This window comes from Filomicrobium insigne (genome assembly GCF_900104305.1).
Classification (GTDB): Bacteria; Pseudomonadota; Alphaproteobacteria; order Rhizobiales; family Hyphomicrobiaceae; genus Filomicrobium; species Filomicrobium insigne.
This window is the reverse complement of record NZ_FNJC01000003.1, coordinates 232,150-253,834: the sequence shown is the minus strand read 5'-3', so window position 1 is coordinate 253,834 and position 21,685 is coordinate 232,150. Positions and strand designations below refer to the sequence as shown.

Genomic DNA, 21,685 nt, shown 5'->3' with positions numbered 1-21,685 from the left:
CGGCGTACTCCGGACCGGCAATCGCAGCAGCATCAAGCCGCGTCAGGATGACGATTCAGACTTCGCCTCTGCCTTTTGCTTTTTCTCGACATGCCGGACGGCGATGATCGAAGCTTCATAGAGAAGGCACGTAGGCAAGGCCATTATGATCATTGAAATAGCGTCCGGTGGGGTCAAGATCGCTGCTGCAGCAAAAATGCCGACGAACGCATACCGCCGCGCAGCTTCCAGTGCTTTGGAATCCACAACGCCAGCACGTGCCAGCAGCGTCAGTACGACGGGAAGCTGAAAGCAAATCCCGAACCCCATGATCAACGTCATGACCAGAGACAGGTACTCGCTGACCTTCGGAAGCAGCGCGATTTCGGCATGGGTGGCATCGCCCAGCTGTTCGAAACCAACGGAGAAGCGCACCAGAAGCGGCATCGCGATGAAATAAACGATCGAGGCGCCGAGCAAGAACAGAAGCGGCGTAGCGATCAAGTAGGGACGGAAAGCCGCTCGCTCGTTCTTGTAGAGACCGGGCGCAACAAATTTGTAGACTTGCCACGCGACGACCGGGAACGACAGAAAGGCGGCGCCGAACATAGCGACTTTGATGTCGACAAAGAACTTTTCGAGCAGGTGCGTATATATTGTTTTAGCGTTGCCGGCGCCGACAACGCTCACAAACGGCCAGAGCAAAATATTGTAGATCTGCTTGGAAACCGTAAAGCACAGCAGGAACATGACAAAAAAGGCGCCGACCGCGTAGATCAACCGGGTGCGTAGCTCAATCAAATGTTCGAGCAGCGGCGCCTTCGATGCGTTGATTTCTTCCTGGCCGTCCCGGGTGCCGGTGTCCTCGACACTCATAATCGGCTCTTCTCTTCTTGCTGGGTCGGTACGGGTGTGCCGGCAGGCACAGCAACAGGAGCTGGCTCAGCCACCGCTTCCGGTGCCTTCTGAGGTGCGTCCACGGTTTCAGTCTGCACCGCGCTCGCCGCCTCTGTCGACCCTGCCTTCGGAAGGGCGGGGGTCTGCGCGCTTTTGGCTACGATATCCGCCTCTCGGGTAGCTTCCGCCAACTCGCTTTCGACGGAACTCTTCGCCTGCCTCACCGTGCTGGAGACTTCATCGCGTAGCCCCGCCACATCCTTGCGGATCTGGTCCAGTTCGGTGTCTCGCATCGCCTCGTCAAACTGGGCGCGGAATTCGGCCGCCTGTTTGCGGACGACGCTTGTAAAGCGTCCGATGGTGCGCAGAAAAACGGGCAACTCTTTAGGCCCCACAAAAAGCAGGGTGATGATGCCCAGGATCAGCAGCTCGCTCCAACCAATGTCGAACATGGAATGCGTACTCGCCAGACCGCGGTGTCAAAGCGTCCCGGCAGCTCAGATAGCTACCGGTTACGCCCTTCTCCGCGCGCGGCCCATTAACCGACCTTGGTGCTCTGCGTCTCAGACTTCTCAGACACGGTCGAGGCGTGATCGATGGTCTTAGGAGCGTCGGACTTAGCCTTGGCGGTATCTTCTTCGTCCGCCATGCCCTTCTTAAAGCTCTTTATACCCTTGGCGACGTCGCCCATTACTTCCGAGATCTTGCCGCGGCCAAATAATAGCACCACGATCAAAAGTAGGATGACCCAGTGCCAAATGCTAGTTGCACCCATAGGTTGCTAGCTCCTGCGACGGTTGTCGTCGCGTTATGTTGGATTACTCGAAGGGAGACTATCGCAGAAAGGTTGCGAGCGAGCAAGCAAGTGGCGGTTCATCCATCACAAACCGACTAACTCGCTGGCAATGTTCCATTATTGCTGCCGTTCGAGGGGAAAACAAGCACGCCTTCCGGATCAATCGAGACGCCCACTTCTGCGCCTTTGTGCCAACTTCCATTGCCCGCTGGAAGGCGCGCGTGCAGCGGCACATCGAAGCCGCTCACGCCAATTTCAACAAGTATGATGTCTCCGAGAAAGCGAACGTGCAAAATACGGCCAGCCAGGCCTTCGCCCGCAGACCTTAATTCAATGCCGCGCTGGCGGATACACAACGTCGCTTTGGTGCCGTCTGACATGCCCAATGCGGGGATGCGTCCGATAGGGCTCGCGATTTCGCCGCCCGTCACCGTCTGGGGGACTTCATTAATTTCCGAGAACATGCGCGCGATGAACAGCTCGGATGGGCGGCTGTACATATCCTCAGCTTTACCGACCTGAACGACGCGCCCCGCACGCATGACGGCGATGCGATCACCCAGCCGCATGGCTTCCTCGGGGTGATGCGTCACGATGATCGATGTGGAGCGCGTTTCGCGTAACAAGGCCAGGGTTTCCTCCTGCATTGTTTCACGAAGTTGTACATCAAGGCCGGAGAACGGCTCGTCCATCAGCATGACAGACGGACGAGGGACAATGGCACGGGCAAGAGCCACGCGCTGTTGCTGGCCGCCCGATAGGATGTGCGGATAGCTGCTCGCATATCGCTCGAGGCCGACGCGTGCCAGGATCGCCATGGCCTCGCGATGTGCCTCTTCCCGCGGCAGGGCTCTCAGACCGAACGCGACATTGTCTAGGATTGTCAAATGTGGGAAGAGCGCGAAGTCTTGAAACATCAAACCGACGTTTCGGCGCTCTGGCGGTTCGAAGCGATCTGGACCGGCGACTTCCCGGTCGTTGATTAGCAAGCGGCCTGCAGACGGTTTCTCGATTCCAGACGTAATGCGCAGCAGCGTTGTCTTTCCGCAGCCCGATGGCCCCAACAAGCAAACAACCTCGCCTGGAGCAATGTCGAGGTTAAAATCCCGCAGCGCATAGATGTCGCCATAGCGGCGAGAAACGTCTTCGAATGTCACACGTGCTGCGAAGGATGCGGCCGCCCGCCCACGCGAACTCGCAGCCGGCGCTTCTGCGGTGGCTGACGCCCCAGACCAGCGCGGTATCCATTCATTCAGCCGCACCGTGTACGCCCCATGCTCTGCTCTGTCCTCGGCTATGTTGATTTGTCCGCTCAAGAAACGAGCATATAAGGGCTATGATGATTTGTGCAATCGTGATGGCCGTTACGACTTCTGGGTTAAACCGTGGAAGCACCGGATTCGTCGGTAGAATCCGGCTCCTCCGCATCGCGAATAGGTAGATCCATTTCGCTTTGCTCTTCGGGCTCCTCGTCTTCGGCATCCAATGGTAATTCATCCGGCATCAACGCGGCCACGTCCTTGGGTTCGGGCATGTTGAAGCCCGTCGGCAGTGATGAGTCCAGGAGCCCGGCACCTTTCAACTCGGAAAGGCCCGGTAAATCCCTTATGCTATCAAGGTTGAAATGCTCCAAAAACCGCTCGGTCGTCCCATAGGTTACGGGGCGCCCGGGAGCACGACGGCGTCCCCGCGGCCGTATCCATCCTGTTTCCAGCAGGATGTCGAGTGTGCCTGCCGATGTCGAGACACCCCGGACATCTTCAATCTCAGCCCGCGTGACGGGCTGGTGATAAGCAACAATCGCCAACGTCTCGAGTGCTGCTTTCGATAGCCGCCGCTCGGTAACAGAGTGGCGCTCCAAGAGATACGACAAGTCGGTCGCTGTCCGAAAAGCCCATTTGCCCGATATGCGTACGAGGTTGATACCTCGATTAGCGTAAAACGCCTGCAGTTCCCTCAAGATGCCAGCGACATCAGCATCTGCTTCTAAGTGTTCCGCAAGCTGCGCTTCTGCCATTGGCGCGGTAGCCTGAAACAATAAGGCTTCAACGATGCGCAACTTGTTGTTCTGATCGGCCAGAGGCAACGTCGCGACATTATCTGTGTGCGTCGCCTGGGTATCGTCGGGCTGCGAAGCCTCAGGTCCCGTTGGCACCAATGTCAGCTTCGGCCCGTTGGCAGGAGGCCTGTTAAAAGGATTCATCCGTCACCTTTCACAGCGTCGCGCAACGTTGCCGCCTCAGGCGGCAGGATCGCGTCGACGCATAAAAATTGCAGCGAAGGGCGCTTCCTGACGTAGTTCGACAAGTCCTTCACGAGCCATCTCCAGGGTCGCACCGAAAGAGCTGGCACGCACAGTTCTTTCCTCCTCGTCGAGAGGCAAATACTCAGCGATGAAACTATCAAGCTGAACCCAGACGCCTGTCGTATCGCCGACGAGTCTTTCCAGACGGCGACGCGCATCCTTGATGGACCAGACCTTCCGCGCCGCAACCCGGTGCACGACCTTGACGGTCCGCTGCCGTTGTATAGCGTAGGCCTTAAGCAGCTCATATAGATCCGCCGTCCACGCCGTTTCCCGCACAGCCTTGATCGTTTCAGGCATCCCGCGCGCAAAGACGTCGCGGCCGAGGCGCGGCCGCGTCATAAGCTCCGCCGCCGCCTTGCGCATCGCTTCAAGCCGCATAAGGCGGAATGCCAGCCGTTGTGCCATCTCTTCGGCGCTTATCTGATCGTCCGGCGTATCCTCGCGCGGCAGCAACAATCTGGACTTAAGATACGCCAGCCACGCCGCCATCACGAGATAGTCGCCAGCGAGCTCAAGACGCAGCCGCCGTGCTTCAGCAATGAACGTGAGATACTGCTCGGCGAGCGACAGGATCGAAATTTTGGAAATGTCGACCTTCTGCGTGCGCGCCAATGCCAACAACAGGTCGAGCGGTCCCTCAAACCCCGCGACGTCGACAACAAGGGCCTCCTCGTCGCCGGCCACAGCCTGTTCTATCGGGCTGTTCCAATCGGAAGTCTCAACAGTCGGGCCTTTGTCATCATCGTCCATAGCGATGGTTCTTTACGTCCTGATTTCAGGGTTTGCGCGCAGTGGTCTTGTTTGCGGCTCTTGCAGTTTATACCGATTCAGCTGCGGAGCCTTGATCCAGGATCTGCGCCAAGGCAGCTTCGGCCTCGGCCTTATCATAGGGTTCTACGGCGGTCGTTGTCCGCCACGCCACGTCAAATCGCCGGGCCGCCTCCCCGTCCAAAGACGGAACACCGCTGGCAACCAATTGCATCTCGTCGAGGCGGCCGTTGCAATGCAACGCCACGTCGCAGCCCGCTGCCAGTGCGCGTTCCGCCCGAGAGCGCAGAGATCCTGTCAGGGCCTGCATGGACACGTCGTCGCTCATCAGTAGGCCGTCGAAGCCGATCGCCCCACGGATAACTTCAGAAATGACTTTGCTAGACGTTGTCGCAGGCTCGTCTGGATCGATGCTAGAATAAACGACATGCGCCGTCATCGCTGCGGGCAGGTGGGCAGCCGCTTTGAACGGCGCAAGGTCACTGGCCGCTAATTCGTCGGCGGACGCATCAACCGTGGGTAGCTCGATATGGCTATCGCACACGGCGCGTCCGTGGCCAGGTATGTGTTTGATTACGGGCAAAACGCCGCCAGCGGCGAGCCCCTTCGCAACTGAGAGCCCCAATTCGGCCACCGGTGCCGCTGCTGTTGCATAAGCGCGATCGCCAATAATGTTGTGGGATCCCATGACGGGGACATCAAGGACTGGCGCGCAATCAGTATTGAGCCCGAGCGCTCGAAGATCGTCGGCCAAAAGCCTGTAGACGAGTTCTGCGGATTTTGCTGCCGGCGCGACATCGCCACCTGCCGCCGTGAGATAGGCACGTCCGGGTGGAAGCGCGCGGCCAAGCGGTGGTCGCAGACGCTGTACGCGCCCGCCTTCCTGATCGATGAGTGTTAGAACCTCATCGCTACCGATGGCTTGCAGCGCATCGTTGACAAGTCGCCGGATCTGCTCATGGGAGACGCAGTTCCGCGCGAATAGGATGATGCCAACCGGCTCTGTTTCGCGCAGAAAAAGCGCTTCATCCGGACCAAGTTCGGGCCCCGCAAGCCCGGTGATGAATGCGTGACGCATGTGGGGTGCGCGACTAGTACGTCGTAATCCAGCAACCGGAATATCCGGCGACCTTAAGCTGGCTGCAGAGCTGCGCGGCGCTTTCCTTGGAACCCGGCGGCCCAACCATCAAGCGATGATAGCGTCCCCGAGAGCCGAGGTTTGCCTCACGGACGTCCGGCGTACGCGACCCTAGGACACTCGAGTAATTCTGCTGCAGGTCTGCGTATTGAGCCAGAGCATCCACTCGACTTGTCGTAGAGACCGGAACGGAAGCCAGAACAGCAACGTACCCGGCAGATGCTGCTGCTGAAGTACTCGGACCGGTCGAAGCCGTTGTGACAGGTGCGGTCTTCTTCGGCGCTGCAGCGGCGACGCGCGCACTCGTGACACGCTCAGACGTATCGGCCGGCTTTGCTGCAGGTGGAGGCGCAGCGCTCGACGAACCCGACGTTGCCTGATCGCGTGTAATCACGACAGGGCGTGCCGGAGAGCGAGGCCCGGTAGAAGCCGGCGGCTGTACGACAATCGGTTGCTGAGGCGTATTGGTGGCCGCAGTCGGAGTAACTGGCGGGCGCGTTGCAGCCCCGCCAAACCCATCGACCAGCGTCAAACCGGGGACTGCCACAACGGGGTTGTTCGGCGGTGTCTCCGAAGGAGTTGGTGCGGAGCGCGGGGTAACGATGTCGCCGTTGCGGCCGATCATCACTGTCGAAACACGGCGCGAGCCATCGTCGGCAGCACCGGAGTTACGCGGCTCGCTCAGACGGCCGAGAATTTTCGAATCAGTGTGATCGAAGCTGCGTCCGCCCGGGTCTTCAGGACGCACCTTGGGTGGCTGGGACGCCCCCTTTACGACAGGTGTGCTTGCGACTTGCGTCGCACTCGGGCCAACGACAATCTTGTAGCCATAGGCCATAGCGCCGCCGATCATCACGGTACCGACCAACGCCATTACGATCCAACCGATGCGAGAGCGCGGGCGCTCTGCCGGTTCGTCGTCTTCATATTCGTCTTCGTCGTCATACTCCGCATGCAGCGCTAAATCCTGCGTCGCATCGTAGCCAGCGCTGGCGAAGATCGGGCCAGAATCGAGGGCAAAGTTGCTACCAGCCTCCTGCTGTCCCCAACCACCATCGGCATACTCACCGTGCGCGGCAGCTGCCGGAGTGAATTGGGACGACGGATCGTAGCCGCCAAAATCGTGATTGCCCTGCTCTTCGTTGCGAGGCCAATCCTCGAATTCCGAACCGCGTAGTCCTGGGCGCTCAGTATCGAACGCATTGCGCGAGCCCAAATCGGGATATCCCGGCACAACAGGTTCTTCCGGCATAGAAGGCGCGGTCGGTTGCAGATAATCTTGGAATTGACCGTGCATATCCCCCGCAGCGGGGTAGCCCCGTCCCGGATCGAGATGGGGTTCGCGCGTAGGCTGATACTGCTGAGGTTCATATGGCGGCGCATACCCACCAAGCGCCGGCTCAGGGTAGGACGGGAACTCCGGTGGCGCGCCATATCCCGCTCCGGGATTTCCTTGATTTGGAATCCCTAGGCTTGGCTGCGATGCGGAGTCGTAAGGCTCGAAGCCCGGCGCTTGCGGGTAGTGATAGCCATCTTGGCCGCCCCCATACGGATTGTGCTGGGGGGCTGAGGGATATCGCGGATCAGGAGGCGGCACTGGCTCGATTGGTTGGCCGTATCCGCCAGGGGCGACGGGTTCATACCGACCTTGCGGCGGAACAGGCTGCTGCCAATAGGGGTCCTGCGGGTACTGCCCACCATAGTCCTGGCCATTCGGCCAACCGCTGTTTTGCTGACCATGTTGCGGCGCTGCGGACTGGTCCAACGGGTGACCATGTTGCTGTTGCGGAGCCGGATGGCCGGGGCGCGTACCATATCCATCTGAACGTGCCATCTCGGGTAACCCTCTTTCTAACCGCCTGCGCTAAACCCTCTTTACGAATCGTGAGTCTAACGCATTGCGTTCGGGGCCTCGACACCGAGCACACCCAGTCCAGAGGATATTACCTGCCGAGTGGCTGATATGATGGCGAGCCGAGCTGCGGTTACGCCCATGTCGTTGCTGTCGATAAAGCGCAAATGTGGCGAATCATTGCCACGATTGTATTGAGAATGAAGGGCTTGCGCCAAATCATAGAGGTAAAAGGCAAGGCGATGCGGCTCGTGGGCAGCGACCGCGCCCGAAATGACCCGAGGGAAGCTTCCGAGCAGCTTAACCAATTGAATTTCCCCAGGATCTGTCAGCTTGGACAGGTCGGCCGCCGCTAAAGCTTCATTTGACGTGCTCAAGCTGGGGAAAGCCTGTGTAGCGTTGCGGAAAACCGACGCGATACGAGCATGCGCGTACTGAACGTAGAACACCGGATTGTCTTTTGACTGCTCCGTCACCTTGGCAAAGTCGAAGTCCAGGGGCGCGTCGTTCTTCCTGTAAAGCATCATGAAGCGAACAGGGTCACGGCCCACTTCATCGACGACATCACGCAGCGTTACGAAAGTGCCGGCACGCTTTGACATCCGGACAGGCTCGCCCGCGCGAAATAGTTTAACGAGCTGGCAGATCTTTATGTCCAGGCTCGCTTTGCGGTCGGACAGGGCCGCAACAGTAGCCTTCATGCGCGATATATAGCCGATGTGATCCGCACCGAAGACGTTGATCAGCTGTTCGAAGCCGCGCTGCAGTTTGTTGTAATGGTAGGCGATGTCGGACGCGAAATACGTGTATCCGCCGTCAGATTTTACCAAGGCCCGGTCAACGTCATCGCCAAACTCCGTAGAGCGGAACAAGATCTGCTCACGATCTTCCCACTCGTCATCGTCGTGTCCTTTCGGCTTCGGGAGCCGGCCCTCATAGATCAACCCCTTCTGCTTTAAGAGGTCTATAGCCGCGGCTACCTGGTCCGTGCCGTCCTGGATGAGGGAGGCCTCCGAGAAGAAGACGTCGTGACGAATGTTGAGTGCGGCCAGATCCTCTCGGATCATCGCCATCATCATTTCGATGGCGGTCTGGCGTACGACGGGTAGCCAGTCTTCGTTCGCTTGAAGCAGTTCGCGGCCATGCTTTTTGGCCAGTGCCTCTCCTACCGGCTTGAGATAATCGCCGGGGTACAACCCTTCCGGAATTTCGCCGATGTCCTCGCCCAGCGCTTCCCGATAACGCAGGAAAGCCGAGCGCGCGAGGACGTCCACCTGATTCCCGGCATCGTTGACGTAGTACTCACGCGTCACGTCATAGCCCGCAAATGCCAAAAGATTGGCGAGGGCATCACCGAACACTGCGCCACGACAATGGCCGACATGCATCGGCCCTGTGGGGTTGGCGGAGACATATTCGACGTTGATCTTCGTGCCCTTGCCGATAGGCAGGCGGCCGTAGGTCTCACCTTCAGCAAGAATGGCGCCGACCAAGCGCTGCCAGAACGACGCCTTGAACCTGATGTTCAGGAAGCCCGGCCCGGCAACTTCCGCCCCCTCAATGTCAGGGTCGGCCTCAAGTCGGGCTTTTAGCTTCTCGGCGATGTCGCGCGGTTTCTGCCGGGCTTTTTTTGCCAGGACCATGGCTGCGTTGGTCGCGAAGTCCCCGTGTGACGGATCGCGCGGCGTTTCAGCCTCGATTGCCGACACTTCCAAATCGGACGGCAGTTCGCCGTCGGCTTTCATGGCTTCCAGCGCGGCGCGGATCAGCCCTTCAACGTGTTCGAACACGTTCATGCGGTGTGAGACCTCAATTCAAGAAGTTAGAAACGGCGCCCGCAAACGCGAAAGCTCGCGCAGCAGCAACCGGCATGCCCGGCTATCGCAATTCCGGCGTGGCGTCAAACAACCGCCGATGCTCGGCGATGGCCAAGCGGTCGGTCATTCCTGATACAAAATCACCGACGAGGCGCGCATAGCGCCGGTCACTCAGGCCCTGCGCGGCGGACCGCCATGCCTTTGGTAATTCCTCGGGTTCGTTCAGATAGCGCTGAAATAGGTCGCAAACGATGGTTTCCGCCCGCGTCATCACCCGCATCACCCGCGGGTGGCGGTAAACGCGGTCGAACATGAAGCGCTTGAGATCCTTTATCTGAGCTTCCAATTCGGGAGAAAACGCAACGACGGACATCGTTGCTCGCCGGATGTCGTCTGGTGAGCGCGGTGCCAGCGCTCTAAGGCATTGCCGGGAGTGGTCAACGCAGTCACTAATCATGATTGTGATCATCCTGCGCGTGATTTCGTAAATGACGCGGGGATCATCATGTTCTCGGATCGTGGTCTGCACATTGCGCGCCACTTCTCCGGCGAGAGGGGCCTCGGCAATATCGGCGATAGAGAGAAGCCCCGCACGCAGGGCATCATCGATGTCGTGATTGACGTAAGCGATATCATCGGAGAGTGCAGCTACCTGAGCTTCGGCGCTTGCATACTGATCCAATTCAAGGCTCCGCCAGCGCTCCAGCACCCGCAACACCTTCGCAACCGGGTGGTCGGGTCCGTGGACGACGGGCCCATTATGCTTAGCCAAGCCTTCCAACGTCTCCCAGGTGAGATTGAGGCCGTCAAACCCCAGATATTTGCGTTCCAGGCGCATAACGACACGCAGTGACTGAGCGTTATGGTCAAAGCCGCCGTAGTCGGTCATGGCATGGTCCAGAGCGCGCTCACCGGCATGTCCGAAAGGGGAATGTCCAAGGTCATGGGCAAGCGCCAGGGCCTCGGCCAGGTCCTCATCAAGCCGAAGCTGCCGGGCCACGGTGCGGGCAATCTGTGCGACTTCCAAACTATGTGTCAGGCGCGTACGATAGTGGTCACCCTCGTGAAAAACGAAGACCTGCGTCTTATATGTAAGACGGCGGAAGGGCGTCGAATGCAGAATGCGGTCACGGTCGCGCTGAAAAGGACTACGTGTTGTACACTCCTGTTCAGCATGCTCGCGAGCGCGACTGGGAACGCTGCTAGCCGCATAATCCGCCATACTGCGCGCTCCGGGCGGCAGTGTTTCGCCGTAATCGTCCCTATCGGGCGATGAATCTAATTGGCGCCGGCCGATTGTCATGAAGCGCGTCTTTCTCATTAGGCCGCTTGCCGTTTGACAGGGTGGCGCGGCGCCCTATCTTCATGGGCGAGTCCCCTATACGAGAGCAAGCCTTGTTGGCAAACCTCTCGGAAGACCGCCATTAATGATGGATGCGATGGATCATAAAGTCACCGTCACCGAACGCGCCGCCAAGCGCATTGCGGAAATTGTTGCTACCGAAAAGGACAACTCGATGCTGCGTGTCAGCGTCGATGGTGGCGGCTGTTCAGGCTTTCAGTACAAATTCGATCTCGTGGCGCAACGCGAAGATGACGATACCGTACTAGAGCGGGATGGCGCGACAGTCTTAATTGATCCCGTCTCTCTTGGCTTTTTGGTCGGCTCCGAAATCGACTTCGTCGACGAATTGATCGGCGCCTCGTTCCAGATCAGGAACCCCAACGCAACCGCTTCCTGCGGCTGCGGCACAAGCTTTTCGATCTGACCTCCGATCGGCGCCATTGCATGAAAATCGCGACTTGGAACATCAACGGGGTCAAAGCCCGGATCGAAACAACTTTGACCTGGTTGCGTGAAGCGAACCCGGACGTCGTCTGCCTGCAGGAAATAAAGAGTATCGACTCCAACTTTCCCGCTGAGCCGTTTCGGGATCTTGGCTATCAGGTCACAACGCATGGCCAGAAGGGCTTCAATGGCGTTGCCATCCTCTCCAAATCCAGTGTCGAAGACGTCATGATCGGACTGCCGGGCGATGATGATGATGTGCAGGCCCGCTATCTCGAAGCAACGGTTTCTACAGCGAACGGAGCGGTTCGCGTCGTGTCGCTCTACCTGCCAAACGGCAACCCCATCGGGTCGGAGAAGTTCTCTTACAAGCTTTCCTGGATGATGCGACTGGAAGCGCGCATGAAGGCTTTACTGGCAGAAGAGATGCCCGTTGCCGTTGCGGGCGATTACAACGTTATTCCGACGCCGGAGGATGCGAAGAGACCTCAGGCCTGGACCAATGATGCGCTTTTTCAGCCCGAAAGCCGGACGGCTTTTCGCAGGCTGATCAACCTCGGATATTACGACGCTGTCCGCGCAACGGCACCGGGACCTGATCAGTATACGTTTTGGGACTATCAGGCTGGAGCCTGGCAAAAGAACGATGGCATTCGCATCGATCATATTCTGCTGTCACCGCAGGCGGCAGATCGACTAGATTCGGCCGGAATCGACCGTGAAACGCGCGGCTGGGAAAAGCCTTCGGACCATGTCCCTGTGTGGGTCGAATTGACGATATAAGGAGGGTCGGCTGCCGTCAATCGTGTGGCCGGTCCGAAAATCAACGATAAAAAACTGAGGCCTGCGTTAGCGACCGCCTTCTGTCGACGCACCGACGTTGCGGAACTCACCCGTCCCAGGTGCTGTCGTTCCCGTCATAAAGCGGGTCGACGATGTGCTGCTCGGGCGACTTGAAGCTTCGATTTGATTGGAGGATCCCGGCGCTTGCTGGTCCAATCGCAATGGCACGACTTCGCCGTTAGAACATGTGCGCTCTGGGCTCTGGTCCAGCAAGCCCAAGGAACTCTGGTCGCGGACTTCGGGCTTGCGGCCATAACGCGTGTCCCACTCAGCGACCATGCCAGTCACTTGACTGCGGACCCCCTTCGAAGCGCCACAATAGATGTTCTGATATGTGTCCTCGATCCAGACGCGATCTTGCGGCGGGGCATTCTTTACGGCAACCGAAATCAGCGCCAAAGCGCGTACCGGATCGTTAGGCATGAACTTGCCGCGCCAGTAGAGATCAGCCAAGAACGCCTGCGCTCCGGCATGCCCTTTCTGGGCTATGATTGCCAGCAGATGCTTGGCGCGTGCAATGTCTGGTGCGACGCCGTCACCATGCAACTGCAGCTTTGCCAACTCGAATTGCGCGTCTTCATCATTGAAGAACAGAGCCGCGTGATTGAGATATTCAGCGGCCAGCGCCGGGTCTGCTCGCAGTCCGATTTCGGGGAGACCAAGCCGAACGTATCCGGCAAGCGCAGTCAGGGCACGGGCGACATAAGGTGCGCGGGTATCATCATCGGGATCGGCGTCGGCATACTCGTTCGCAATCTTCTGATAGAGCATGTACGCCTTAGCATGATCCGTATGCGCACTGTTATTGTCAGCGTAAAGTCGCGCGAGATAGTATTGCGCGAGGAACAGGTCCTTAGCTGCCGCGTGCTCCAACGCAGGAATCGCGATTTCGTAATAGCCGCCGTTGTAAGCGCTGACACCTTGGCGCAGCGCTTCTTCCGCCGACACGAACTGCGGTACGGCAGCGTGGCCCGTCACCGGACCCGCCATCGTCACAGCCGCCAAACAGGCTGCGGCAATCAACCCATTCTTGCGCTTATATGTCCGCATAGCAGTGAACTTCCGCCTTTCCACCAGCGTGGGTGACCGCACCGTACCGCGCGGGCCCAACCTGATTTGCGTACTTCCTCAACACACCGCTCTGATAGGCGTTGGCAGGTTCCTGCCATTGCGCCCGACGAGCTTCGAGTTCAGCTTCGGAAACTTCGAGGTCGAGCGTGCCCTTGTCGGCATCGATCGAAATCATGTCACCATTGCGGACGAGCCCAATGGGACCACCTACGGCCGCCTCAGGCCCAACGTGCCCGATGCAGAAACCGCGGGTCGCGCCAGAGAACCGGCCATCTGTGATGAGAGCGACTTTGTCGCCTACGCCTTGTCCATAGAGAGCCGCTGTCGTCGAGAGCATTTCACGCATACCGGGCCCACCCTTCGGTCCCTCATAGCGGATGATGAAGACGTCGCCCTCGTTGTATTCACGGCGATCGACGGCTTCGAATGCATCCTCTTCACAGTCGAACACACGCGCAGGTCCACGGAAGGTCAGCTTCTTCATGCCGGCCACCTTCACGATTGCTCCATCGGGAGCCAACGTGCCGCGCAGTCCCACAACACCGCCAGTCGGCGATATGGGATTTGAAACCGGGTAGACAACCTTTTGTTCCGTATTGAATTTCACGTTTTCGAGATTTTGCGCCATCGTTTTACCGCTGACCGTCATACAGTCACCGTGGAGATAACCGCCCTCCAACAGCGCTTTCAGGATCTGCGGTACGCCGCCGATATCGTAGACGTCCTTCGCAACGTATTTGCCGCCGGGCTTGAGGTCGGCGATGTACGGCGTACGCTTAAAGATCTCTGCTACTTCGAAGATATCGAGATCAATTCCTGCCTCGTGCGCCATGGCTGGAAGATGCAATGCGGCGTTGGTGGAACCACCCGTCGCAGCGACGATGACAGCCGCGTTCTCGAATGCTTCACGCGTGCAGATGTCTCGCGGGCGGAGCCCATCAGCAACGAGACGCATAACGGCACGGCCGCTCTCAGCAGCATATGCGTCACGGCTTTCATATGGCGCGGGCGCGCCGGCCGAGCCGGGCAGCGCCAAACCTATAGCTTCGGACACACAGGCCATCGTATTGGCCGTGAACTGTCCGCCGCACGAGCCTGCGGAGGGGCAAGCAACGCATTCCAGTTCATGCAAATCGGAATCCGACATCCGGCCCGCCGAGTGCATGCCAACGCCCTCGAACACGTCGACAACGGTGACGTCCTTGCCCTTATAGGTGCCGGGAAGGATTGAGCCGCCGTACATGAAGACAGATGGGACGTTGAGGCGAAGCATCGCCATCATGATGCCCGGCAGCGATTTATCGCAGCCGGCAATGCCGACCATGGCGTCGTAGCAGTGGCCGCGCATCGTCAATTCGATTGAGTCCGCAATCACCTCACGGGACACGAGCGAAGACTTCATCCCCTGATGGCCCATCGCGATGCCGTCTGTGACGGTGATCGTGCAGAATTCGCGCGGCGTTCCGCCACCTTCATCAACCCCGGTCTTCACCGACTGGGCTTGGCGCATGAGAGAGATGTTGCAAGGCGCTGCTTCGTTCCAGCAGCTGACGACGCCGACAAACGGATTATGAATCTGCTCTTCCGTCAGACCCATCGCGTAATAATAAGAGCGATGCGGCGCGCGCGTCGGCCCTTCGGTCACGTGTCTGCTGGGCAATTTCGCCTTGTCGAACTTCTTGGCGCTCATCTCTCTCCCTTTAACCTTCAAATACGCGCAGTGAGAGGAAGCAAAACGCCCCGGGGCCACATTGCGCACCCCCGTGGATCATTCCGACCCGACAATGGATAAGGCTGACGCCGGGCCCGCAAACCCGCTCGCGTCGAACGCCTTAGACCCCGCCCACTCTGCGACTGTTCAACCGTGGTGGACATTGATCGGGGTTTGTGGCCCAAACGTGGCGTGGACGCCGCATAGTGGCGACACAGACACAGTGAAGGAGTCGCAAACAAATTTCCTCCAATCCAATCCTGCCCCGTGGATAACTCGCGGGACTGGCGGATACGCAGCCAAGAATTGAGCAACGGAAGTTTGACCGTGCAATTCGTGTAGCGCCCGACTCCGGCGATCAAAGGGCTATCGGTGGGCGGAAGTTTTGTTTTGGGACGACCAAATCATGTCCAACCGGCTTGCTACATGGGCGCTTGATGCGGCACCAGCAAGGCGGGAAAACGGAAAAGGCCCGCGAAATGAAGTCGCGGGCCCATCTTTTTAAGAATTGAAGTTAACTTAAGAGGCTTCGAGACGCCTCAAGGCTGCGGTCAACCGCTTGATGATGCCTTCCAGCTCCGCCTTACGCTCCCGGGTCTCTTCAACAGCTTCCGGCTTTGCCTTGGCTACGAAGTTTGGATTTGCGAGCTTGGCATCCATCTTGTCGAGATTGCCTTGCGCTTCGCCAATCTCTTTGGCCAGACGACGGCGCTCGGCCTCCATGTCAATGACGCCTTCCAACGGGATTGCTGCCGTCGTCTCGCCAACGACGATCATCGCAGCTCCCTTAGGCGCAGTCGCATCAAAGCTGATCGAGTCGAGACGGGCCAAGCGGCCGATCGTGTCCTCGTGGCGATCCGCCCGCTCGCGCGCCGCCTTATCAGCGCCGGTGATCACAAGCGGTATTTTGGCGCCTGCCGGAATATTCATTTCGCTGCGAACCGAGCGAATTTCCGAGATCAGGGCTACGACCCAACCAATTTCGGCATCGGCCTCCGCGTTCTGCAATTCGGACAGTTTAGGCCACTGAGACAGCGTCAAAAGACTGGTACGTTTTTCTCCGTGCTCCACCATGTGTGCCCAAAGCTCTTCCGTGATGAAGGGCATGAACGGATGCAGCATTTTCAGAATCTGATCGAGCACCCAGGCGACGCAGGCGCGTGTTTCCGCCTTTGCCTCTTCGTCATCCCCATTGAGGATCGGTTTGATGAGTTCGAGATACCAATCGCAGAATATACCCCAAACGAACTCATAGGCAGCCGTCGCCGCTTCGTTGAATTTGTAGGCTTCAAGGCCGGTTGTTACTGCTGCAGAGGCGCGTTCGGTTTCGCCAACAATCCACTTGTTGAGAGTTTCATCGAGCGCGGCAGGATCGAAATCGAACTTGCGGACACACTCGTTCATCTCCGCAAAGCGTGCCGCGTTCCAGAGTTTGGTGGCAAAGTTCCGATAGCCTTCAACACGCTGGGTCGACAGTTTGATGTCGCGCCCCTGGGCCGCCATCGCCGACAAGGTAAAGCGCAACGCATCGGCTCCGAAGGAGTCGATGACGCCTAAGGGGTCCATGACGTTACCTTTCGACTTCGACATCTTCTGTCCCTTCTCGTCGCGGACAAGGGCATGGATGTAGACGTCGTGGAAGGGCACCTCCTTCATGAAGTGAAGGCCCATCATCATCATGCGAGCGACCCAGAAGAAGATGATGTCGAAGCCCGTGACGAGAACATTCGTCGGGTAGTAGCGCTGCAATTCCGGCGTTTCGTCCGGCCAGCCAAGGGTCGAGAACGGCCAGAGCCCGGATGAAAACCACGTGTCGAGCACGTCTTCATCGCGTTTCAGCAGAGCGTCTGCCGTCCCGGCACGGGCGATTTCGTCGGCGCGCTCTGTCGTTAGAGTTCCGTTCTGAACGTAATGCGTTAGGGCTTCGGCCAACGCCTCACCCTCGTCAGTGGCGACAAATACCTGACCATCCGGCCCATACCATGCCGGGATCTGGTGCCCCCACCAAAGCTGTCGTGAAATGCACCACGGCTGGATATTGCGCATCCATTCGAAATACGTCTTTTCCCAATTCTTGGGCACAAAACGCGTACGACCGTCCTCGACCGCCTTGACGGCGTCCTTGGCAAGTTCAGCGGCATTTACGTACCACTGGTCGGTCAACCAGGGCTCGATAACGACATTCGAGCGGTCACCGTGCGGGACGGTATGGGAAGTCGGCTCGATCTTCTCAAGCAATCCGGCGGCGTCCATATCGGCGACGATCCGCTTTCTCGCAATGAAGCGATCAAGCCCGCGATAGGCTTCCGGCGCGTTTTCATTGAGCTGGGCGATCTCGTCGAGAATGTTGATCTGCTCAAGATTGTGACGCTTGCCGACTTCGAAGTCGTTGAAGTCATGCGCCGGTGTGATCTTCACTGCGCCCGTTCCCTTTTCGGGATCGGAATATTCGTCAGCTACGATCGGTATTTCGCGCCCGACAAGCGGCAATGTCACGGTCGCCTTGGCTGCAAGCAAAGCCGCGTACCGTTCGTCTTCTGGGTGCACGGCAACACCGCTGTCGCCCAACATCGTTTCAGGCCGCGTCGTGGCGACAACGATATAGTCCTTGTCGTAACCATCGACCTTTTGCGTGAGCGGATAGCGGAAGTGGTACATGTGTCCACTCGGATCGCGCGCAAGGGCTTTGTCCAGAGCGGCGGCGTCGAAAGCCTCTTCTGAATCCCGGTCCCATTTAAACGAACCTTGCGAGTCGACCTGCACGACTTCCAGATCGGAAATCGCTGTCTGGAATTTCGGATCCCAGTTGACCAGGCGCTTATCCTTGTAGATCAGCCCCGCGCGATATAGCTCGACGAATACCTTGAGAACGGCGCGCGAGAGCCCTTCATCCATCGTGAAGCGTTCGCGCGACCAATCGCAGGAAGCGCCGAGCCGCTTCAGCTGATTGATGATGACGCCGCCAGACTCTTCCTTCCAGGTCCAGACCTTCTCGACGAACGTATCGCGCCCAATCGCGCGGCGGTCCGGCTCCTGGCGCTCCATCATCTGCCGTTCGACGACCATCTGCGTGGCAATCCCGGCGTGATCCGTACCCGGTTGCCAGAGGACGTCCTTGCCGCGCATACGCTCGAAACGGCACAGCACATCCTGCAACGTGTTGTTGAGGGCGTGCCCCATGTGCAGAGATCCCGTCACGTTCGGTGGCGGAATGACGATGGTGAATGGTTCGGCAGCATCACCTTGACGATCAGGGCGGCCAGCTTTGAAGGCTTCAGCCTTCTCCCACTCGCCGTGGATGCGCGGCTCGATTTCAGCCGGCTGATAGGTCTTTTCGAGCATACGGGGTTTTCGCGTTCGCTTCGGTCAATAACAGAGTTGGGCGACCCTTGCGCACCGCACATGGGCCAACACTTCAATTGATTTCGTTGGTCAACGGCAGGAAGCGGTTTGTAGCCGCCCCAATCTGCCGAGTTCACCGGTGTTCGTTAGCACAAAGGCGCCCCGAAGGTGAACTCTTGTGGAGAATGATGACGTTGCTTCGCCCGTGAGTCCTGTTCTTCAGGCTTTCGAACCGGGGTCGGTCCTTACCTTGACGGCGTTTGAAACCTCACGCCGCACCGTATCCTCGATGATCCGCGGCAGGTTATCGTCCAGCCATTCACGCAACATCGGCCGTAGAAGCTCCATGACAGCGTCCTCAAGCGAGCGCCCCGCTGCGGCACCTGTCTTTGCTGCTGCCTCTCTACCCGACACAGACACCAATGGCGCGCCAAGATTGGTTGCGCCGCTTACTGGTTTTACGGATGCGCCAACGACCTTTTCCGCTTCCACCTTCTTTGTGTCAGACGGTCCCGCAGCAGCTTCCGCCGTTTTTGAGTCAATTTTCTCGAAGGCCTTCAAAACAGGCTCAATGCTGGGAAAGTTGGGTGAGGCCTTATTGTCGCTTTGGCTGTCCTTCGCGGGCGTTGTCGGTCGGGAATTGAAGAACGACGGGAAGGATGAGCCTCCTTCACCTTTACTTACCGGCGCGGCAGGCTTGGATTGAGGCGGCGTCGGCAGGGCCGGTGACTTTTCCTCGGAACGTGTGCTTTGTACTGGACCGGCGTCCATCCGGTCCGGCAACGGTTTGCCGGTTAACGGCCCAGGGAAGAATCTTCCGGGACTTTCTTGGGCAGGTTGATCCCCGCCACGTGGATCGGCGTGCGAAGTCACGGACTTTTCGGAGGCCAAGCCCGCAAATCCATTCGCACTGCTTCCTGCTGGCGGCGATGCCGCCGATTGAGGTTCTGACGGTGTTGGGGCGGCAGACTCGTTATGCGCCGCCTCATTGCTACGCATGGAGTCTGCCCAGCTTAGGGGCTGACTGTCGTTTGGCGCTTTCGCGTGCGGAGGCGGTGTAAAATCGCTTTTGCTTGTTGCTTCGCCCGGCCGGCTCAGTCCAGGCGTTGGTGGGCCGCTTCCATTCGACGGTTCATGATCTCGACGCGGCACGAGAGAGCCAAAATCGAAACCAAGGGACGCAGCTTTCGTATTTGGGGGGCTCGGTGCTGGACCATTTATGGGTGCGGCCTGCTCCTCAGCCGAGAACGGACCCGGTGCAACGGCAGCTGGTGGCAACGGTTCTTCCAGAAGATCGGCGAGATCGTCGTCGTCCTGCTGGCCTAATAAGCGCTGCTTCCCTAACTGGTCTGGCTGACTATTGAATGCCGGGCCGGAATGTGGCGGCAAATGCTGCGCAGGGGCCGCACCGTTCAGTTCGCCGCCCGTGCTTTGTTGTTGTGTCGGCGTGGGATTCGGAAGTTCCGGGGCGGCCGTGCCTGCTTCTCCGGGAGAGGGATCTTGAGAGACCATGTTGCGGATGGAGGCCAGAATTTCCTCCATGCTGGGCTCACGGCCGTTGCCAGGTACGCTCATTGCCATTCTCCGCCATTTCAACTGCCTTAACCGGCCGCGATCGGCGCGTCGCAGTTGTTACCCTTAGGCTTGGTACAATGGCTGGGCCTGGACTTCAATGCATGGCGGGCTTCTTGTCCCGGATCAGCAGGGGAATACACGCCGGTTTTCGCCTTAAACGCCCGAACACTCTAGGTGGCCAGAGTTATTTCGGCGAGGTTGGAGGGGGTCAGCTTCAAACCCAAAATTAAACTGGCGCCGGTCAAGAATGACACGGCGCCAGATAAAATTGCGCAACCAGATTACTTGTAAGACTGGCGGCTCCCGTGAGAGTCCCACAGATCTAGATTTTCTCTGCGTCCGTCGGCGTGGGTGATGGAGATGCCCCACCACTTGCGCCGCACCTCAAAGTAATGCGCTTCCGGATCATAAACCTCTGACGCGACACCAAGGGTGGCCGCGTCAAGCCGCCCAACGGACGACAATAATCCGTAAGCCGCCACAATCAGGTTGCGTCTTGACGTCTCCAGCTGCACCTGAGAATTCAAAAGTTCTTGCTCAGCATTGAGAACGTCCAAGAGCGTTCGCTGGCCGACCTTCTCTTCTTCGCGCACGCCGGCCAAGGCCGTCTGGTTGGCTGTCACCTGAACTTTATCGGATTCGATCTGAGCGACGGCGGCTTGATACTGCGACCATGCCGTCACAGTGACTTCGCGCACCTGCGTGCGAACATCTTCAATGTCCTGAAGGCGGCTGACATGCGTATGCTTGGCGGCACGTACGCGTGCCGAAACCTCACCGCCCTGATAGATGGGGACGTTGATGCGGCCGGTGACCGTGGTCGTCTCGGATTCAGCAATCGAGTCGCTTGACTCAAACCGGTCCTGGTAGCGAGCTTCAAGCGTGACCGTCGGCAACAGTTCACCGCGGATCGTGTCCACGTTGTAGCTGGCAGCTTGTTCCAAGTAGAGGGCCGTGATGATCAGCGGGTTCTCGTGCTCCGCTCGCGCGATCGCCGCCTCCAGCGTCTTCGGCATTAGCCTGTAGGGAACAGTTGGCTCGCGCAGATTGCTTGGCGGCGAGCCGATGACGCGTTCATAACGTGCGCGGCTGGATTTCAGATTGGCCCGCGCCAAATCCAGGTCTGACACGGCGCCCGCACGACGCGCTTGAGCTTGCGCGACATCGGTTCTCGTGACTTCACCAACTTCGAAACGATCCTGCGTGGCGCTTAGCTCACGGCTCAGAACGTTGACGTTGTTCTCCTGCAGACCAACGATAGCCTGGTCCCGGACCACATCCATATACGCGGTGACGGCGTCGAAAAGGACCTGGCGCTCAATTTCGCGCAGATTTTCGCGGCCAGCGCGGACGTTGGCTTCTGCCTGATTTACCAGGTTCGTGGTGCGAAACCCGTTAAACAGGTTCTGCTGAACGGATACGTCGTACCCGCGAGGCGTGCTGCGGCGGCCACTGCGTCCACCACCGACTTCATCATCGAACCGTACGCGGCTGTCCTGAACACCCAGGTCGGCATTACCTTCGACAAACGGCAAGTAGCCCGAACGTGCTTGAGGCACGCTTTCGTCCGTGGCGCGCAACCGAGCCCGCTCGGCATCGATGCGTGGGTTATAAGTATAGGCCGCTGAGAGCGCCTGATTGAGAGTTTCGGCAGTCGCCGTATCCGAAAATGCTGAACTGGCCGCTATCAGCGCCGCCATGGCGGCGGATCTGAAGAGCGCACCCAGTCGCATCTGGACAGGACTGTTCGTCATCATCGCGACTCGCTTCCGTTGTGAAATCTGGCACTGCGGCGAGAC

17 protein-coding genes are annotated in these 21,685 nt (G+C 58.6%); 2 read left to right on the top strand and 15 right to left on the bottom strand.

Annotated elements, in window-relative coordinates; translation table 11 throughout:
- Positions 1 to 42 precede the first annotated feature (42 nt).
- The 10 genes from tatC to BLS30_RS11260 form a co-directional block, all read right to left on the bottom strand.
- Positions 43 to 855 carry a twin-arginine translocase subunit TatC gene (gene tatC / locus BLS30_RS11305; protein WP_046479122.1) on the bottom strand — a complete coding sequence of 271 codons (813 nt, stop codon included), beginning with the start codon at positions 853 to 855 and terminating at the stop codon, positions 43 to 45.
- Entirely contained in the window at positions 852 to 1,328 is a 477-nt protein-coding gene (tatB, locus tag BLS30_RS11300) for a Sec-independent protein translocase protein TatB (RefSeq protein ID WP_090228859.1), read from the bottom strand. The genes tatC and tatB overlap by 4 nt, the downstream gene beginning before the upstream one ends.
- An 86-nt stretch (positions 1,329 to 1,414) precedes the next feature.
- Positions 1,415 to 1,651, bottom strand: a complete 237-nt coding sequence (locus tag BLS30_RS11295; protein WP_046479123.1) for a twin-arginine translocase TatA/TatE family subunit — start codon at positions 1,649 to 1,651, stop codon at positions 1,415 to 1,417.
- A gap of 116 nt (positions 1,652 to 1,767) precedes the next feature.
- Positions 1,768 to 2,934 (bottom strand): ABC transporter ATP-binding protein, encoded by a 1,167-nt coding sequence (locus tag BLS30_RS11290; protein ID WP_244512421.1) that lies wholly within the window; start codon positions 2,932 to 2,934, stop codon positions 1,768 to 1,770.
- A 116-nt stretch (positions 2,935 to 3,050) separates the two neighbouring features.
- Positions 3,051 to 3,875 (bottom strand): SMC-Scp complex subunit ScpB, encoded by an 825-nt coding sequence (scpB, locus tag BLS30_RS11285; RefSeq protein WP_082101119.1) that lies wholly within the window; start codon positions 3,873 to 3,875, stop codon positions 3,051 to 3,053.
- A 36-nt stretch (positions 3,876 to 3,911) separates the two neighbouring features.
- Positions 3,912 to 4,730: a segregation and condensation protein A gene (locus BLS30_RS11280; protein ID WP_046479124.1), complete on the bottom strand. Its 819-nt coding sequence runs from the start codon at positions 4,728 to 4,730 to the stop codon at positions 3,912 to 3,914.
- 67 nt (positions 4,731 to 4,797) lie between these two features.
- Entirely contained in the window at positions 4,798 to 5,826 is a 1,029-nt protein-coding gene (nagZ, locus tag BLS30_RS11275) for a beta-N-acetylhexosaminidase (protein WP_090228856.1), read from the bottom strand.
- Between the two features lie 13 nt (positions 5,827 to 5,839).
- Positions 5,840 to 7,720 carry an SPOR domain-containing protein gene (locus tag BLS30_RS11270; RefSeq protein WP_090228853.1) on the bottom strand — a complete coding sequence of 627 codons (1,881 nt, stop codon included), beginning with the start codon at positions 7,718 to 7,720 and terminating at the stop codon, positions 5,840 to 5,842.
- 56 nt (positions 7,721 to 7,776) lie between these two features.
- Positions 7,777 to 9,534 carry an arginine--tRNA ligase gene (argS, locus tag BLS30_RS11265; RefSeq protein ID WP_046479128.1) on the bottom strand — a complete coding sequence of 586 codons (1,758 nt, stop codon included), beginning with the start codon at positions 9,532 to 9,534 and terminating at the stop codon, positions 7,777 to 7,779.
- A gap of 82 nt (positions 9,535 to 9,616) precedes the next feature.
- Positions 9,617 to 10,858 (bottom strand): deoxyguanosinetriphosphate triphosphohydrolase, encoded by a 1,242-nt coding sequence (locus BLS30_RS11260; protein WP_090228850.1) that lies wholly within the window; start codon positions 10,856 to 10,858, stop codon positions 9,617 to 9,619.
- A gap of 124 nt (positions 10,859 to 10,982) precedes the next feature.
- On the opposite strand from BLS30_RS11260, the gene erpA reads away from it, so the two are divergent.
- Both erpA and xth read left to right on the top strand, forming a co-directional pair.
- Positions 10,983 to 11,324, top strand: a complete 342-nt coding sequence (gene erpA / locus BLS30_RS11255; protein WP_046479130.1) for an iron-sulfur cluster insertion protein ErpA — start codon at positions 10,983 to 10,985, stop codon at positions 11,322 to 11,324.
- A 20-nt stretch (positions 11,325 to 11,344) separates the two neighbouring features.
- The gene (gene xth / locus BLS30_RS11250; protein WP_090228848.1) at positions 11,345 to 12,127 is read left to right on the top strand and encodes an exodeoxyribonuclease III; all 783 of its coding nucleotides are present in this window, start codon (positions 11,345 to 11,347) and stop codon (positions 12,125 to 12,127) included.
- Positions 12,128 to 12,193: 66 nt separating this feature from the next.
- Here the strand turns inward: xth and BLS30_RS11245 are convergent, their stop codons facing one another.
- The 5 genes from BLS30_RS11245 to BLS30_RS11225 all read right to left on the bottom strand — a co-directional run bounded on the left by BLS30_RS11245 (position 12,194) and on the right by BLS30_RS11225 (position 21,643).
- On the bottom strand, positions 12,194 to 13,237 hold the full coding sequence (locus tag BLS30_RS11245; RefSeq protein ID WP_052743899.1) for a tetratricopeptide repeat protein: 1,044 nt from the start codon (positions 13,235 to 13,237) through the stop codon (positions 12,194 to 12,196).
- Entirely contained in the window at positions 13,224 to 14,948 is a 1,725-nt protein-coding gene (gene ilvD / locus BLS30_RS11240; protein ID WP_046479132.1) for a dihydroxy-acid dehydratase, read from the bottom strand. Before ilvD ends, BLS30_RS11245 begins: the two co-directional genes overlap by 14 nt.
- A 540-nt stretch (positions 14,949 to 15,488) precedes the next feature.
- On the bottom strand, positions 15,489 to 18,311 hold the full coding sequence (locus BLS30_RS11235; protein WP_090228844.1) for a valine--tRNA ligase: 2,823 nt from the start codon (positions 18,309 to 18,311) through the stop codon (positions 15,489 to 15,491).
- A gap of 219 nt (positions 18,312 to 18,530) precedes the next feature.
- Positions 18,531 to 19,886, bottom strand: coding sequence for a DUF2497 domain-containing protein (locus tag BLS30_RS18435; protein ID WP_280140629.1), 1,356 nt, complete (start codon positions 19,884 to 19,886; stop codon positions 18,531 to 18,533).
- Positions 19,887 to 20,167: 281 nt separating this feature from the next.
- A complete protein-coding gene (locus BLS30_RS11225; RefSeq protein WP_244512420.1) occupies positions 20,168 to 21,643 on the bottom strand; it encodes a TolC family outer membrane protein in 1,476 nt (491 codons plus the stop codon).
- Between the last annotated feature and the right edge of the window lie 42 nt (positions 21,644 to 21,685).